Annotated in this window: 15 protein-coding genes and 2 pseudogenes; 9 read left to right on the top strand and 8 right to left on the bottom strand. The window is 60.2% G+C overall.

Annotated elements, in window-relative coordinates; all coding sequences use genetic code 11:
• The first annotated feature begins 85 nt into the window (after positions 1 to 85).
• The 4 genes and pseudogenes from ACZ1JM_RS02285 to ACZ1JM_RS02270 all read left to right on the top strand — a co-directional run bounded on the left by ACZ1JM_RS02285 (position 86) and on the right by ACZ1JM_RS02270 (position 4048).
• Positions 86 to 1300, top strand: a complete 1215-nt coding sequence (locus ACZ1JM_RS02285) for an acyl-CoA dehydrogenase family protein (RefSeq protein WP_465132475.1) — start codon at positions 86 to 88, stop codon at positions 1298 to 1300.
• A 17-nt stretch (positions 1301 to 1317) separates the two neighbouring features.
• Complete coding sequence (locus tag ACZ1JM_RS02280) at positions 1318 to 2442, top strand: acyl-CoA dehydrogenase family protein (protein WP_465132474.1); 1125 nt, start codon at positions 1318 to 1320, stop codon at positions 2440 to 2442.
• 4 nt (positions 2443 to 2446) lie between these two features.
• A pseudogene (locus ACZ1JM_RS02275) lies at positions 2447 to 3199 on the top strand (enoyl-CoA hydratase/isomerase family protein).
• A 99-nt stretch (positions 3200 to 3298) separates the two neighbouring features.
• Positions 3299 to 4048: pseudogene (locus ACZ1JM_RS02270) on the top strand (SDR family NAD(P)-dependent oxidoreductase).
• Positions 4049 to 4268: 220 nt separating this feature from the next.
• Here the strand turns inward: ACZ1JM_RS02270 and ACZ1JM_RS02265 are convergent.
• Genes ACZ1JM_RS02265 through ACZ1JM_RS02255 form a run of 3 tightly spaced genes read right to left on the bottom strand, consistent with a single transcriptional unit; the run spans position 4269 to position 5820 of the window.
• Positions 4269 to 5255, bottom strand: a complete 987-nt coding sequence (locus tag ACZ1JM_RS02265; RefSeq protein WP_465132473.1) for a phytanoyl-CoA dioxygenase family protein — start codon at positions 5253 to 5255, stop codon at positions 4269 to 4271.
• Positions 5256 to 5274: 19 nt separating this feature from the next.
• A complete protein-coding gene (locus tag ACZ1JM_RS02260; protein ID WP_465132472.1) occupies positions 5275 to 5415 on the bottom strand; it encodes a hypothetical protein in 141 nt (46 codons plus the stop codon).
• A 6-nt stretch (positions 5416 to 5421) separates the two neighbouring features.
• Positions 5422 to 5820: a carboxymuconolactone decarboxylase family protein gene (locus ACZ1JM_RS02255; RefSeq protein ID WP_465132471.1), complete on the bottom strand. Its 399-nt coding sequence runs from the start codon at positions 5818 to 5820 to the stop codon at positions 5422 to 5424.
• Between the two features lie 457 nt (positions 5821 to 6277).
• Between ACZ1JM_RS02255 and ACZ1JM_RS02250 the strand changes: the two genes are divergently transcribed.
• Both ACZ1JM_RS02250 and ACZ1JM_RS02245 read left to right on the top strand, forming a co-directional pair.
• Positions 6278 to 6613, top strand: a complete 336-nt coding sequence (locus tag ACZ1JM_RS02250; RefSeq protein WP_465132470.1) for a helix-turn-helix domain-containing protein — start codon at positions 6278 to 6280, stop codon at positions 6611 to 6613.
• Positions 6614 to 6625: 12 nt separating this feature from the next.
• A complete protein-coding gene (locus ACZ1JM_RS02245; RefSeq protein ID WP_465132469.1) occupies positions 6626 to 7126 on the top strand; it encodes a nitroreductase/quinone reductase family protein in 501 nt (166 codons plus the stop codon).
• Between the two features lie 28 nt (positions 7127 to 7154).
• On the opposite strand, the gene ACZ1JM_RS02240 is transcribed toward ACZ1JM_RS02245, so the two are convergent.
• Both ACZ1JM_RS02240 and ACZ1JM_RS02235 read right to left on the bottom strand, forming a co-directional pair.
• A complete protein-coding gene (locus ACZ1JM_RS02240) occupies positions 7155 to 7367 on the bottom strand; it encodes a limonene-1,2-epoxide hydrolase family protein (protein WP_465132468.1) in 213 nt (70 codons plus the stop codon).
• On the bottom strand, positions 7364 to 7537 hold the full coding sequence (locus tag ACZ1JM_RS02235) for a hypothetical protein (protein ID WP_465132467.1): 174 nt from the start codon (positions 7535 to 7537) through the stop codon (positions 7364 to 7366). Before ACZ1JM_RS02235 ends, ACZ1JM_RS02240 begins: the two co-directional genes overlap by 4 nt.
• A 294-nt stretch (positions 7538 to 7831) precedes the next feature.
• Between ACZ1JM_RS02235 and ACZ1JM_RS02230 the strand changes: the two genes are divergently transcribed.
• The 3 genes from ACZ1JM_RS02230 to ACZ1JM_RS02220 all read left to right on the top strand — a co-directional run bounded on the left by ACZ1JM_RS02230 (position 7832) and on the right by ACZ1JM_RS02220 (position 10937).
• Entirely contained in the window at positions 7832 to 8530 is a 699-nt protein-coding gene (locus ACZ1JM_RS02230; RefSeq protein ID WP_465132466.1) for an SDR family NAD(P)-dependent oxidoreductase, read from the top strand.
• Positions 8527 to 9735 (top strand): cytochrome P450, encoded by a 1209-nt coding sequence (locus ACZ1JM_RS02225; RefSeq protein WP_465132465.1) that lies wholly within the window; start codon positions 8527 to 8529, stop codon positions 9733 to 9735. The genes ACZ1JM_RS02230 and ACZ1JM_RS02225 overlap by 4 nt, the downstream gene beginning before the upstream one ends.
• Positions 9736 to 9926: 191 nt before the next feature.
• Positions 9927 to 10937: a zinc-dependent alcohol dehydrogenase gene (locus tag ACZ1JM_RS02220; protein ID WP_465132464.1), complete on the top strand. Its 1011-nt coding sequence runs from the start codon at positions 9927 to 9929 to the stop codon at positions 10935 to 10937.
• A gap of 162 nt (positions 10938 to 11099) precedes the next feature.
• Here the strand turns inward: ACZ1JM_RS02220 and ACZ1JM_RS02215 are convergent, their stop codons facing one another.
• Genes ACZ1JM_RS02215 through ACZ1JM_RS02205 form a run of 3 tightly spaced genes read right to left on the bottom strand, consistent with a single transcriptional unit; the run spans position 11100 to position 13915 of the window.
• Entirely contained in the window at positions 11100 to 11597 is a 498-nt protein-coding gene (locus ACZ1JM_RS02215; RefSeq protein WP_465132463.1) for a hypothetical protein, read from the bottom strand.
• A 6-nt stretch (positions 11598 to 11603) separates the two neighbouring features.
• A complete protein-coding gene (locus ACZ1JM_RS02210; RefSeq protein WP_465132462.1) occupies positions 11604 to 12743 on the bottom strand; it encodes a sulfotransferase family protein in 1140 nt (379 codons plus the stop codon).
• Between the two features lie 2 nt (positions 12744 to 12745).
• Complete coding sequence (locus ACZ1JM_RS02205; protein ID WP_465132461.1) at positions 12746 to 13915, bottom strand: DUF1214 domain-containing protein; 1170 nt, start codon at positions 13913 to 13915, stop codon at positions 12746 to 12748.
• Positions 13916 to 14452 lie beyond the last annotated feature (537 nt).

Here is a 14452-nt window from a genome sequence, read left to right as displayed (position 1 = left end):
ATGTGATGTGTCCAGCGCCGGGCTGGCATGGCGCTGCGTTGGCGGATAGATGCGCAATCCAGACCTAAACCGAGGAAAGTGCCGAATGGATTTCCAACCCGATCCGGAATTGCAGCGGTTCCGCGATGAAGTGCGCACGTGGATTCGCGAGAATCTGCCCGAAGATGTCAGGAAGCGGGCGTGGCGCGATTATCATATCGATCGGGACGGCGTGCGCGAATGGATGAAAATACTGCATGCCAAGGGTTGGTCCGCGCCGCACTGGCCCAAGGAATATGGCGGCCCCGGCTGGAGCCAAGTGCAGAATTTCATCTTCCATGAAGAGCTGCGCGCGGCGGGCGCCCCCGTGCTGGATCGCGGCGCGCTCGAACTGGTAGGGCCGGTCATCTACAGCTTCGGCGACGAGGACCAGAAGGCGCGTTTCCTGCCGGGTATCCTGTCCGGCGACGTATGGTGGGGTCAGGGTTTCTCCGAACCCGGCGCTGGTTCCGACCTCGTATCGCTCAAGACTCGCGCAGACTATGACGCGGCGACCGACGAATATGTCGTCAACGGCACGAAAATGTGGACGTCCGACGCCCAGCATGCCGACATGATGTTCACGCTGGTCCGCACCGATCAGGAAGCCAAGCCCCAGCGGGGCATCTCGTTCCTCATGATCGACCTGAAATCGCCCGGCGTTGAGCGGCGTCCGATCTACACGATCGATGAAGGGCTGACCGTCAATCAGTTCTTCTTCGACGATGTGCGCGTTCCTGCGAACAACCTGATTGGCGAGCCGGGCAGGGGATGGACCTACGCCAAATTCCTGCTGACCAACGAGCGGACCATGTCCGCCGAGGTGCCGCATTCCGAGCGCGACATGATTCAGTTGGAGCGGATCGCGCGCCAGGCGACGAAGAACGGTCGCCCGGTAATCGAAGACCCACTGTTTCGTGGGAAGCTTGCGCGGCTGTCTATCGACCTCACTGCGCTTAAATGGTCGGTGATGCGCGTACTCTATGCCGAACATGGTGACGCCCGCCTTGATTCGGTCGCCTCCGTGCTCAAGATCCGCGGTGCGGAACTACGCCAGCGCACCGCCGAATTGGCAGCTGAGGCGCTGGGCGATCATGGCCTGGCGGTCGTTCACGACCCCGACAACCATGATCATATCAAGAATGATGGACTGGCCCCTGACATCATCGATGACGGCCATGGCATCACCCACAAGTGCATGTACCGACGCACCACCACGATCTACGGCGGCAGCAACGAGATCCAGCGCAATATTATCGCCAAGGCAATTCTCGGACTCTGAAGGGGCAGACAAGCCAGATGGACTTCAATCTTACCACCGAACAGGAAGCCCTTTCCGACAGCGTCCGTCGCTTTATCGAGCGGGACTATGGCTTCGATAAGCGTCGCGCGATCATGGACAGCGCCGACGGCATCAGCGCGGACATATGGAATGCGATGGCCGAACTGGGTTGGTTCGGCGCAGGTCTTGCGGAAGATGCCGGCGGTTTCGGCGGCGGCGCGGTCGAAAACGCGCTGATCGCGGAAGGACTGGGCAAGGGCCTTGTCGTCGAGCCGTTCATCGCCAATGCGGTGCTGACCCTCCAGACCCTAGCGGTACTCGGTGCTTTCGAGGGTAGCGAGACGTTAGTCGAAGGAATCGTGGCGGGTTCGCGCAAGGCGGTCCTGGCCCATGGCGAAGCGGACGCGCGCGGCAATGCGCGTGTCGTCGCGACCACGGCTACGCGCGCAGGCGACGACTGGCGTCTCACTGGCGCCAAATCGCTGGTGCTGGGAGCGCCATCGGCCGACACGCTGATCGTTTCCGCACGCACCGGCTCGGACGAGGCGGATATCTCGCTGTTCCTGGTCGATTCCGGCGCGGCGGGCCTGTCTGCCAACATCTATCGGCTGCTCGACAACAGCCGCGTGTCCGATCTGACGCTGGACGGGGTAACCGGTACGCTGATCGGCCCCGAGGGTGGCGCCCTGCCTGCGATCGAGGCGGGCCTCGACCATGCGACAGTCGCCATCTGCGCCGAGGCGGTGGGCGCGATGGATACGGCGTTGTTCATGACGCGCGACTATCTGAAGACCCGTCAGCAGTTCGGCCAGGCTATCGGCAATTTTCAGGCGCTTCAGCATCGCATGGCGGACATGCTCATCGAGCTGGAACTGGCCCGGTCGATGGTCTTCCAGGGCCTCGCTGCGTTGACCAGCGACGATGCGGACGAGCGCCGTCGCGGTGTCTCCGCGTCCAAGGTTATGGTGGGCGACGCCGGCCTGTTCGTCGGCCGCCAGTCGATCCAGCTGCATGGCGGCATCGGCATGACCGAGGAATATGCGATCGGTCATTATTACCGTCGCCTGTTCGTGATCGCCGGGTTGTTCGGTAATGCCGATACCCATCTGGTCCGCTACGGGGATTTGAGCTGGGCCGCCTGAGCCTATGAGCGACGACGCGCCCGTCCTGATCTGCGAGGAGAATGAGGGCGTCGTCACGCTGATACTAAACCGGCCCGCACGGCATAACGCGCTCGACAGCGCCCTGTTCGCAGAGATCGATGCCGCGTGCGCCATGCTGGAGGACGCGGCCGATCGTATCGGCTGCGTCGTGCTGCGCGCCAATGGCCGGTTCTTCTGCGCCGGGGCGGACCTGGAAGAGATCGACCAGGTCGCGGGTCTCAATACCGCATCGCGCGCGCGTATCGTCAATCGGCTAGCCGCGCTGCCCCAGATCGTCGTCGCGCAGGTGCATGGCCTGTGCGTGACCGGCGGGCTGGAACTGGCGCTGGCGGCGGATATCATCGTCGCCGGTCGTGCTGCCTCCTTTGCCGACACGCACGGGCGTTTCGGTCTTGTCGCCCTGTAGGGCATGAGCCAGCGGCTGCCCCGCCGGATCGGCCGGTCGCAGGCAAAGCTGATGAATGCTACGGCCCGGCGTATCGACGCGCAGGAGGCGCACCGGATCGGCCTTGCCGACCTGCTGTTCGAGGATGACGCGCTGGCCGACGGCGTGGCCGATATCGCTCGCGCCATTGCGGGCCACAGCCCGCATACCAATCGTGAGATGAAGCGGATGTTGGTCGCCACCGATGGCCTGTCGCTGGAAGAGGGGCTGGCCTACGAACTAGCGCACTATCCTGGCCGCGCGCCCGATTATCTGGACCGGATCGCGGCCTTCACCCGGCGCGCACGCTGACCTCAAAGGTAATTCAGGTGCCGTTGCCGCTACAGACAATAGACAGGCGCACTCTCCCGCACTAACTCCCCCCCCCAGAAGAGTGATCGGGAGAAGGACATGGACCTGGGAATCCGGGACCTGACCGCCGTTGTATCGGGCGGCGCACGCAGCACCGGACTAGAAATCGCCAAGCGACTGTCGGCGGAAGGCGCGAATGTCGTCCTGACGGGCCGTCCCCCCGACATGGTCGCCGATGCGGAGCAGGCAGTCCGGGCCGAGGATGGCCAAGCGCTGGGCGTCGTCACCGACGTTTTGTCGAAGGAAGAACCGGCGGTCATCCGCGCCGCGGCCTAAGATGCATTTGGCCCGGTCGCGATCAACATCTCCAACTTCGCCATTGTGACCACCGACGAGGAATTCCACGCCTGTATCGAGGGCCATTATATGGCCATCATCCTCATGCTGCGGCAATTTCTGCCCGGCATGCAGAAGCTCAACTGGGGCCGGGTCATCCTGTTGGGGTCGGCCAATATGAAGAATGCCAGTATCATGGACCCGCTGACGGCGCAGAGTGTCCGGGGGGCCGCGCCGCTGTTGTTCAAGAACCTGACTTACGAGTTCGGCAAGCATAATATCGCGTTCAACACGATTGCGATCGGCGCGATCAAGACCGATCTCGCCCGCGCTTATCTGGACACTGCCCGGCCCGGATCGGAAGACGGCTATGCCGAGGCAGTGCCACTCAAGCGTTGGGGCTTGCCAGCGGAACTGGCGACGTTCGTCACTATGCTATGCGCCCAAGATATGGCCTATCTGAATGGTGAGACCATCCGCTTCGACGGCGGCCAGACCCGTTCGGCATTCTGAGATCGTATCCGACAAAAGCGGCATTCTTGAGGACAGCCGGACGACATCGCCTATGCCGCGCTGTACCCGGTCAGCGACGAGCCCACCTATGTGAACGGCACGGTCATCGACATGAACGGCGGCATCGGCATCCCCCGCCGACCGCCGCGCTCCCGCGAACGCTGCGGGGTGGTGGCTGAAAACAAAAGGGCAGAGGGCAGGCGTTCCTGCCCCCTTGTCCTTAATGCTGCGGGCGGATGAAGACCGCGGTGCCATGGTCGGCAGCGACATAGACCGGCGCGCCGACTTTCAGCATCACCGGAATCTCGTCGCGTTCCAATGGCATGCCGGTTTTCATACCCCGGCTGATGCGCGCGAATGTATCGTCGTCGATGCGGAATGTCTGCTGCGTGCCATTGTCGGCGTCGATGACGATGGCGTTACGATCCACCGCCGCAATCGTGCCGACAGTTGGGATATTGGCGGAACTACACATGCCGCGGATGTCCATGGACAGCCGGAAATAGCGATCCGACCGATTGGCAAGGCCGGTGTGTGGAGTTTCCAGACTGAAAACAATCAGGTCGCCAGGCTGATAGTGCGCACGCCGCCAGGAATCGACCGGAACGGCGTCGTCGGGAATGCCTTCGGGCGGACGAGCGAAATCGTTGATTCGGGGTTTGTGCCACCCTTCCGCCAAGGCAAGGCCGCCAACTTCCTCGTCAATCGGCACGAGCGGCATCCAGCAGATACGCAGCGGCAGACCCTTGTTGTTGGGACCATCGCAGTGGACGAAATTAAACAGCCGGCCTTCACGGCTGGTGCCTGGCGGCACAGCATGAAATTCGGTGTTTGGCACCCAGAAGGGTTCTTCGCCGAAAAGTTCGGCAAAGAAAGTGGCAATGGCGGGATGCTTCAAGAAGTCGTCGCGCGGATAGAGGGCGAGGAGGGGGTCCTCCTCTTTGCTCGCGGTCGCCTTGATCGGATATGTGTCCAGAGGCGCACCGTTATAAACGGCTACGTCGCGATGCGCAGGGTCGATGACGCCCAACCCGTCTAACGTGTCGAGATAGGTTTCGCGCAGCTGGCTGATGGCGTCCTGATTGAGCACGTCGCGAAAGAACCAGTAGCCGTCCCGCTCCCATGCGTCGTTCAACGCGGTGCGGTCGCCCAGCAGATGGTTCGACACCTTCAGTTCACCCATCTTCAATTGTATGATCTTTTCCATCGATCCGTTCCTTTCTTTTTCAAGGGCCTGCGGCGCCCGCAATCCAATCAGTCTTTTTCTTCCAGAAACTTGCGCCTACGGTGCCTTCCACCGGCAGTTCGACCGCTTCGGTCAGGCGTAGGATTATCATATAGTTGGTGATGACGAATATCGTCTCCACAATCTGTCATCGGTCGTAGAATGCGGCGACAGCGTCGAAAGTCGGTCCGTCGACGCGGACTGATTTCACCACCTGCCGCGTGAAGGCGAGTAGCGCCCTTTCGCGCGCGTCGAACATCGGATCGCCATAGCGTTCGTCTGCGATCGCCTGCACTTTCGCATCGGGGATGCCCATCATCCGCGCGACTCCCCGGTGCTGCACAATCTCATATTGGCCGCGTTCCAGATGCAATACCGCGAGCGCCACGATTTCCCGCTCCAGCGGCGGGACGGTAATGCTGGTCGCCATAGCCACGTTCAGTGCTTTGAGTGGTGGGGCCATGGTTGAGGCGATGGAAAAAAGGCGGCTGATGTTGGTTCGCCCGGTGGCCTGGGTATCATATTCAGCCTGCTCGGCTGGGGTCATCTCCCTCCGCTCGCGCAGGGGAATGCGGGCGGAGGGGCGGACCTAGTGGAGGATCATGCGGCGATCATTTGATGGCTGCATGTCCAGCGTGCGAGCGGCGCCAGCATTTCCGCGACGGGCGAAGTCGTTAGGCTGCTGGCGATGGCTAATCTGCTGTAGGAAGGGACGGTCTAGCTGCCCCGGCGGCTCATTCCGTGCTTTTGCGCAAACCATCCGCGCATACAGGCAGAACCCTTCGCGCCTTTCATTGACCGGGGCGGCATCGCTACCGCAGGTAGCGCTGCAGGGGAAGCCTATGTGATGATGCACCTTATCGATCGGCTTATCTCGCCGTGGATCGCCTGTTTGGTAGCCGCACATCTGGGGAAGACCACCGAATACGGACTTGGGGGAACAATCGATGATGGCGTGACGACCGAAGATCTGCATAGGGCGCAACTCGACGGCCGATGTCCGGTTGTCAACGCTGGCTGCAGATCTGGGCATCAGCCAATCGACCCTGACACGCCGCTTTCGCGACCATTTGGGCATGACGCCGGGCGCCTATCTGCAGGAGATCAGCATCGCCTCGGCCGAGCAGCAGTTGGTTCATACCGGGCGACCGATCGGTCAGATCGCCAACATAGTGGGCCATGACGACGTTAAATCCTTCCGCGCTGTATTTCGCGCACACACCGGATCAAGCCCTACCAATATCGCGTCGCCATCCGAAGAAATGTCGGGCGGGACACAGCGTCGTGATGACGCTCGACAGGACGCCAAATTTGGGAAATCATCGCGGTATAAGAATTAAGGGAGAGCCATTATGAGCGACCAAACGTCGAAGGCGATGTTCAGAAGCGGCGTGGACTGGTTGTCAGACCATCGTCACCGTTACATCTCTTCTGGTGGAGCCGACGGGCATATCATCGACCTCAGCTTCAGCGGCGGCCGCACCTTTTCGCCCCATCTGCTCATCCGCTACAAGGGCCGAAAGAGCGGTCGTACCTTCATCAACCCGCTTTTTTACGGCGCGATAGGCGGCGAAGTAGTGATTGCAGCGTCGAAGGGAGGCGCTGATCATCATCCCTCCTGGTATCTCAATCTGACCGCCAGCGACACGATCTGCTTCCAGATGGGGACACAGGCGTTCCGTGCTCCTTGGCGGGAGCCGGAGGGTGAGGAACGGGATCGGATATGGGATTTCATGACCATCAACAATCCATCCTTTCACCAGTATCAGTCAACCACCGAGCGCCGTATTCCGCTGGTCATGATGCGTGCGGTCGAACCCATTGCGCCTTTCAGCGAAGCCGATCTGAACTGATCGTCTCCGCAGCAGCGCGCCCGGTCCATCATAAGGGGGGATTGAGGGCGGCCGTGTGGAAATAGTCGCGCCAGGCGACGATCTTCCCGTCACGCAGTTCGAACGTACCCATGACAGGGGTGGCGAACAACATATTCCCCCGTCCATCCAGCATATCATCGACTCGCTCAGTCACCACGGTGTTGCCCATGCGCGCGATGGCATGGGTATGCACGACCATCCAGCCGCCGCTGGTCGTCATCTCATGATGTCGGACGAAATCCAGAATTTGCTCGATCCCATAGACTTCGACATGCCGATATTCTCGTAAACGGCGTCGTCCGAGAAATACGTGTTTACGCCCTGCTCCCAGCCTTTTGGCTTGTCCCACATGGCTAGGAATGCGGTTACGGTAGCGACGGGGTCTGTCATCCTCTCTCCTTGGCGCAAGCTGGCTGCGCGGGCGGCTCGCCTGTTTATCAGCCAGCGATGCGCCATATTCACTTTGCCATGGCCGCTATTTCCGATGGAACGAGCGGCGGCTGGCGGAGACGCGACGTCAACGATACCAAGATGAACTGACCGGAGCGGGCCATTCATCAGGAATGCTGACACTCGGCGCGGATATCATTCGCGACGCACAATCACATCGCTGATTTGCAGAGAGAAGCTGACTGCGGCATTGTTGCCGGAAAAGGGTTCTGGGCCTGCCGAAGGGAAAAATTGGTGGAGGATTTTAGTGGTAAGCGCGCTCTGATCACTGGCGGTGCCACGGGAATCGGTTTGGCTCTGGCGCTCGCTTTGGTGCAGGAGGGTGCTGAAGTCGTCATCGGATCGACCAACGCCGAACGGCTTGAATTGGCTGTGGAGTCGATCCGCGCAGCAGGTAGCTCTGCTTCGGCGATCCCTTGCGATGTATCGGATCGAGCAGCGGTGCGTGCGATGGAGAAGGCGGCGGGTCCAGTCGATCTGCTCTGCTCCAATGCGGGCGTGACCACTGCGGGCAGCTATCTGGAGCATCGCGACACGGACTATGACTGGGTGATGGGCGTTGTGCTGGGGGGCGTGACCAACTGCGTCCAGGCTTTCTATCCCTCTATGGCGTCGCGCGGTTCGCTTCTGGTGCCAGCCTACACCCATACCGACATCGCACAGTCTGAACGGGCACGCCCCGCCCCTTTCGGCGAGCCGCTGACGGGCGAGATAGCCGTGCAGGACGGCGCGTCTGCGCCGCTTTCTGACCAGCCATTCGCCCTGTCGCCGGACCAGGTTGCCAAGCAGGCGATCGCCGGCGTCCGGGCCAATGCGCCATTGATCGCCACGCATGCAGGGATGAGACCTGTGGTGCAGGAGTATTTCGCGGGGGTGCTTGCCGCTTATGACGATGCCGCCCGCCGCCTAACAGGAAAGAAAACCGAAAAATGAATATTCAGAGCGTGATACGGCCAAGCCATATCCCCGAAGATCTGGTTTTCGATTTTGATCTCTATTCCATTCCGGGGCTTGTCGATGGATATACCGACGATGTTCATGCTCTGTGGAAGAAGGTGCAGGACGACTATCCCCGAATGTTCTGGACGCCACGGCACGGCGGTCACTGGGTCGCCACGCGCTATGATGAAATCGCAGCATTATGTACGGATGCCGGGCGTTTCTCGAATTCCGAACCTTTCGTGCCAATCGGCATCATCCCCCACACCGGTCCGTCGCAGCTGGACCCGCCTGACCACGCACCGTTCCGTAAGCTGGTTTCTAAGGCTTTTACACCGGCCGCCCTCAACCAGGCCAGTATTCGAGCTCGTGCCGTGGCGGCCGAGATCGTTGCAGACCTAAGGCCGAAAGGTCGCTGCGACTTCATGCGCGACTTTGCCGGGGTGATGCCGATCGTGACCTTTCTCAATCTGTTGGGCATGCCGGAAAGTGAAATGACTTATCTGCGTCACCTTTCGGAGCGGATGGTGCCGGGCCAGCCGGGGGCGGAGGAGGCGCAAGGGGAAGCGCGCGATTATATTGCCGATCTTATCGTCGATCGGCAGCGCAATCCTGGCGATGATTTCGTCAGCATGCTGGTACAAGCCCAAGTCATGGACCGCGATCTGACCCCAGAAGAGCGGCATAATGTCGTGCAGTTGGTCGTGACGGGCGGACTTGACACCGTAATCAACGTCACGAGCTTCGCCACCACCTATTTCGCGCGGCATCCCGAAATTCAGCGTGAACTGCGCGAACAGCCCGAACTGCATGATGGCGCGGTCGAAGAGATCATGCGCATGTTCGGCACGAGCAACCTAGCCCGTATCACGCACCACGACATGGAACTGGGCGGGGTCACCATTCTCAAGGGGGAACAGATACTGGGTATTTATCCGCTCGCCGGTCTGGACGAAACGGTCAATCCCGATCCCTTAACGTTCGATCCGCGCCGCAGGAATCGGCGGCACATGAATTTCGGTAGCGGCCTGCACACCTGTCTGGGAGCGCGGCTTGCCAAACGGGAAATCCGTATTTTCCTGGAGGAGTGGGTTGCCGCTATGCCTGAATTTAGGATCGTCGCTGGCACTGCGCCACGCATGTCGTCGGGCCTGATCAACACGATGCGCGATTTGCAATTGGAATGGGATCCGGCGTGACTCGGCGCTGACCGGTGATGCGGTCCTGCCGTCGGATCGCGTTGCACCTGTGAAATACCCGCCAACCGTCCGGCAAATTCGTGCGCGTTTGCGCGACGGATAAGCGGAAGCCTAATTCTGTCTGGTCAACAGGCAGCTTTATTGATTGAGAACGCAGTGGAGATGCTGCGGAAACGAGAGGAAAACAAGCTATGAGGGCAGTATTTTTCGACAAGGTGGGCGAGCCCCTGCAACTGGTGACGATGCCCGATCCCGAGCCGGGCGAGGGCGAGATGGTCATTCAGGTTCGCCGCTGCGGCATCTGCGGATCGGACGTTCATCTGACACAGGTGCATGGCTTCTATCCCGAACAGTCGGTGTTGGGCCATGAATTCGCAGGCGAAGTCGTCGCTTTGGGCAAGGGCGTGGAAGGTTACAAGGTCGGGGATCATGTTTCGGCGTTGCCCGCCGCCGGCTGCGGAACGTGCCAGCCCTGTCTGCAAGGCACCCCCTTGCTTTGCGAGAACGGCATCAGGGGCTACGCGGGCGGGTTCGCCGACTTCATGCGCATCTCGGCTTCGACCTCGATCCACTTGCCGCAAACTGTGTCGATGAGCGACGGCGCGTTGGTCGAGCCCCTGTCGGTCAGTTTGCACGGTGTGGCTATGGCGAAGCTGCAGCCCGGCGCGCGCGTGCTCGTGGTCGGCGCAGGGGCGATCGGGCTGGCGGCTATTTACTGGGCGCGCCGCATGGGTGCGGGCCGGATCGTTGCGATATCCCGTTCGCGCCGCCGTGCAGAGATGGCGATCGCCATGGGCGCCGACGCCTTTGTCACCACAGGCGAAACGGAAGTGGAAGATGTACGCGAAGCGCTGGGCGGCGCGCCGCAGGTCGTTTTCGAAGCGATCGGAGCGGTGGGCGGTCTGCAGCAGAGCATCAACCACGTCGCTACCAATGGAACGGTGGTCTCCCTGGGTTTCTGTTTGAAGCCCGATCCGATCCTGCCGTCCATCACGACGTTTAAACAGGTGACGCTAATATTCTCTATGGCCTATTCTCTGGGAGAGTTCCAGTTCTGCGCCGAGTCGCTCAGTAACGGGCATGTCGATCCCAAGATGATGATCAGCAGCACCATCCGGCTTGAGGATGTGCCTGACATGGTAGCAAGCATGCAGGCCGGAACCGCTAGCGAGGTCAAGGTCCACGCCGATATGTCCCTTTAACGACAGGCGATGATGTGGGATCTGGCGATCTCGCACAATGGAGGCGATGTTCTCGCCATTTGGGGAGAACATCGCCGCACGCACATTTCTGTTGGCACGGTCAGCATGATCTAGAGGTCGATCAGGCTACCCCCATCGCCGAACGAGCCGAAGTCCGACCGTTCAGTTAGCCGCGACACTTTCGAAGAAGGCTTTCCCGGCTTCCGTTGGATAGACATATTCAAGATAGTGGCCCAGTTCAGGCGCATCGACATAAGCAAAACGAACAATGTCCGCCTGACCGCCGAAGATGACGGGCCGTTTCTCTCGCTCCAGCAATGCCTCCATTCCATCCCATTCCGCGTCGTCGTGGATATAATAGCCAAAGTGGTGCAGCCGGATGGCGAACGCGTCAGTCTTTGGAAGCCAGTCGGTGTAGAGCGCTATATCCGTGCCTACGGCCTGGATAATCTCTATCTGATGCCCCTTCACCCAGGAGAGGCCGATCTCCATGCCACCGCCGGGGGCGAACGTCGTCCACTGTCGCACGCCATATCGGTCACCCAGAACCTGCGTGGCGCGGGCGAGGTCAGTCGTGACATAAGCGGTTTGAAACAATTCGAATGCCAATGACCCGCCGATGGTGGGGGTCTCTGGCGGCCGTACGACCGTGATAGCCACTATAATTCATCCTTCTCCCAGGCGTGACCTTATCTGGTCAGCGCTTATGCCGTAATCTTCCAGCTTGTAACTATGTGCGCCATGCTTGTCGGCCGGATTGGCCGCGAGCCAGGCCTCCATCGCTGCGGCAACTTCGTTGCTAAGCGTCAGGCCGAAATGGTCATAGATCGATCGGACAATTCGCATAGGATCGCGGTGAAAGTCCAAATGATCGACGTCCAGAATCTGGCCTTCGGGCCGTGTCTTTCGCGCTTCGTCGGTCGCGTGTTTCGCACGCGCCCAATAGGCCAGTTCGCGGGGACCGATCAAACTAACATGCGGGTCTTCGTAGAACATCTGCCGCGGCCCGGCCAACACGCTGCCGAGTGAACCCAGCGACTTTACGGGATCGCGATGGGTGATGACCACGCGGGCGTCGGGGAAGGCGGCGAACAGTTCGTTAAGATGTCCGAAATGCCCGGGGTTCTTTAGTAACCACGTCCGATCGTCATGCAGCCCGATCAACCGGATCGTGTCGGCCAAGCGCTGATAAAGCGGCGTTTCATCCTGCGCCTGAAACCAGTCGTCATATTCAGGAACGATATATATGGATGTGAAGCGGTTGGCGATGAAATCCAGCCGCAGAATTTCGAGGCATTCGTCCACTTCATCCGCGACGATATCGTGCGACACCCTCAGCGCGGGTATCAACTCGAACAGCTTTTCCAGAGCCGCCACCGCATTCTGATATCCCTGCTCCTGTGTCCATTCGGCACGCGGTGGACGGGGCTTTGGCCAGGATGTCAGCCAGTGATCAAGTCCCTGGAACTGCGGGTCTACCGACAGCAGCTTGTGCAGTGCGGTGGTGCCAGTGCGTGGGATGCCACAGATCACCAGCGGACGCTCGATCTGCCGCTCGCGCCAGCCCGGATTCTTTTTCCATTCATCCTCCCGGACCAGCCGTCCTATCAGGGCGACGATAAGATCCTCCCGCATTGCCGCCCGGCCACTGTCCGATAGCAACGAAGAGTCGAGATGTTCCGCCAGCATAGCGAGCGGCTTGTGAAATCCGTCTGGACCGAAATCGGTCAGCCCGGTCCGACCCGATGCTTCTTGGCACAATGCCTCGACGATGGAGCCGGCGGTTCCGGTGTCAGCTTTCATCATGCTCACCATTTAACCCGCATCTGCGCAGCACGGGCGCGCGCCCGGATACGGGCGTCCCGCTCCGTTGCATCGATTACCGGCGTGTCTGACGGCAGGTGATCCCGCAGCTCCGAAAGCTGAACCTTCTTGATGGTTGGCATAGGATGAGAAGAACATTTGTACCAGCGGCCCACCAGGGTGCCCTGCAGCCTGCCCACGGTGTCCAACCAGTTGGGAACGCCGGGGTCGTCGAGCGATATCACGGCGCGGAACTTGCCATCGCTATCCAGTTCGGCCTGATGCCCATTCAGATGGCTTTGCCGCCACACATATTCCAGCGTGTTCCAGATCTCGTCATTCAGCTGGATATTCCAGTAGGGTGCGACATCGGGAATCTCGGTTTCCAGGATAAGCGCCTCGCCCGGTTGCAGCTGAAACATGCCCCACCAATATTGCTGCACACGAATGCCGCCCAGTTCGGCAAAGCCATGATTTTCTATCCGGTTGATGATGCCCTTGTCGCGGATTTGATCCTGATAGCGCAGCCATTGGCGGGAATGGCGCTCGGCATATTCGGCCAGACCCATCAGCCGCGCTTCGACTTCCTGAGCCGATGGCCGTGGTTTGAGCGCGGGAACATCCAGCCGCTCGATCGCAAGGCGAGGATCGCGCTCGTTCTCCCAGTCATAGGCGCGGCGTCGGATCAGGAAGCCATTCGTTTCGGGCGGCATGCACAGCCATTGCCCTTCATAGCCTTCCGGGCGCTCGGCGCTGAAGATACATTCGAAGGTGCCGTCTTTGCCGAAGGTAAGGCACTCGTCCAGATCATATTCGGCCGTTTGTCCGCCCGGCGTTTCCGTCGTGCCGATGACATTGTGTCCCAGCGTAGCGGTAAGGAGGCGAATGGTGCCGCGCTCGCCAGACAACCGGTAAACGCCGTTGCCATCTACTTCTGTGCGAACATAGGTGTCGTCAGGATTGGGCTGGAGCCGCAGGATATTGTTATAGTTGGGCGTAAAGTCGGGATGATTTGCGTTAGCGCCCTGGAATAGAAAATATCCCTGCACCAGATTCATGAAGAACTGGTCGTGCAAGTCTGCACGCAGTTGCGGGTCTTTCGGGTTCCAGGTGGTGCTTTCGAGCGCAGCGCCCTTACCGATCGCGTCAAGATAGGACTGCAGTGTGTTGCTCATGTCGATCTCCAAATATCTATACTGCTTGTCGCCGAGGCCGCGCGCCATATTCTTATGCGCGGTGCAGATCGCTTCACCTTCGTGGGCTGAAAACATCCGCCGCTTGGAACATGGCTGACATCGTCAAACTGGCCTGTAAGATGCCGACGCAAAGGGAAAGACCATCGGACATACAACTTCCATCTGGGATTCGCGCGAAGAGGTGTCGGATCGACGGCCAATTGATTGATACAGGCTCGCGGCGGTCGCTTGTCAATCGCCGCTCCGCTGTCTTCACGTACTTAATAAGCGCTGCCTTGCACCCGACGGCGGGCGATGGCGTGGGTGCATTCCGCCCTTTAGCCGGTTTTCGCACCTCGGTCTTCCACATGTGGCGGCGGGAAGCCTCGACTAACGCCCGGGCGGCTGGAGTTGCCCGCAAGGTCATTTCGCACGGGGTTTCGGGGGGTGTGCTGGCCGGGTCGTTCTGGAGAACTTGTCCACGCCGGCACAGAGAGGGCCGATGGTATGGAATGAGCGCCCGGGTCACTTGTAACC

The sequence above is a fragment of the Novosphingobium sp. BL-S-24 genome (genome assembly GCF_055521575.1).
The sequence above is the reverse complement of the archived record's forward strand: the minus strand, read 5'-3'. Positions and strand labels throughout refer to the sequence as shown.

Excerpts from the sequence above, each read along its gene's own strand:
- ACZ1JM_RS02285 (WP_465132475.1), top strand. The coding sequence starts at position 86 with ATGGATTTCCAACCCGATCCGGAATTGCAGCGGTTCCGCGATGAAGTG.
- ACZ1JM_RS02280 (WP_465132474.1), top strand. The coding sequence starts at position 1,318 with ATGGACTTCAATCTTACCACCGAACAGGAAGCCCTTTCCGACAGCGTC.
- ACZ1JM_RS02265 (WP_465132473.1), bottom strand. The coding sequence starts at position 5,255 with ATGGAAAAGATCATACAATTGAAGATGGGTGAACTGAAGGTGTCGAAC.
- ACZ1JM_RS02255 (WP_465132471.1), bottom strand. The coding sequence starts at position 5,820 with ATGACCCCAGCCGAGCAGGCTGAATATGATACCCAGGCCACCGGGCGA.
- ACZ1JM_RS02245 (WP_465132469.1), top strand. The coding sequence starts at position 6,626 with ATGAGCGACCAAACGTCGAAGGCGATGTTCAGAAGCGGCGTGGACTGG.
- ACZ1JM_RS02240 (WP_465132468.1), bottom strand. The coding sequence starts at position 7,367 with ATGACGACCAGCGGCGGCTGGATGGTCGTGCATACCCATGCCATCGCG.
- ACZ1JM_RS02235 (WP_465132467.1), bottom strand. The coding sequence starts at position 7,537 with ATGACAGACCCCGTCGCTACCGTAACCGCATTCCTAGCCATGTGGGAC.
- ACZ1JM_RS02225 (WP_465132465.1), top strand. The coding sequence starts at position 8,527 with ATGAATATTCAGAGCGTGATACGGCCAAGCCATATCCCCGAAGATCTG.
- ACZ1JM_RS02220 (WP_465132464.1), top strand. The coding sequence starts at position 9,927 with ATGAGGGCAGTATTTTTCGACAAGGTGGGCGAGCCCCTGCAACTGGTG.
- ACZ1JM_RS02210 (WP_465132462.1), bottom strand. The coding sequence starts at position 12,743 with ATGATGAAAGCTGACACCGGAACCGCCGGCTCCATCGTCGAGGCATTG.
- ACZ1JM_RS02205 (WP_465132461.1), bottom strand. The coding sequence starts at position 13,915 with ATGAGCAACACACTGCAGTCCTATCTTGACGCGATCGGTAAGGGCGCT.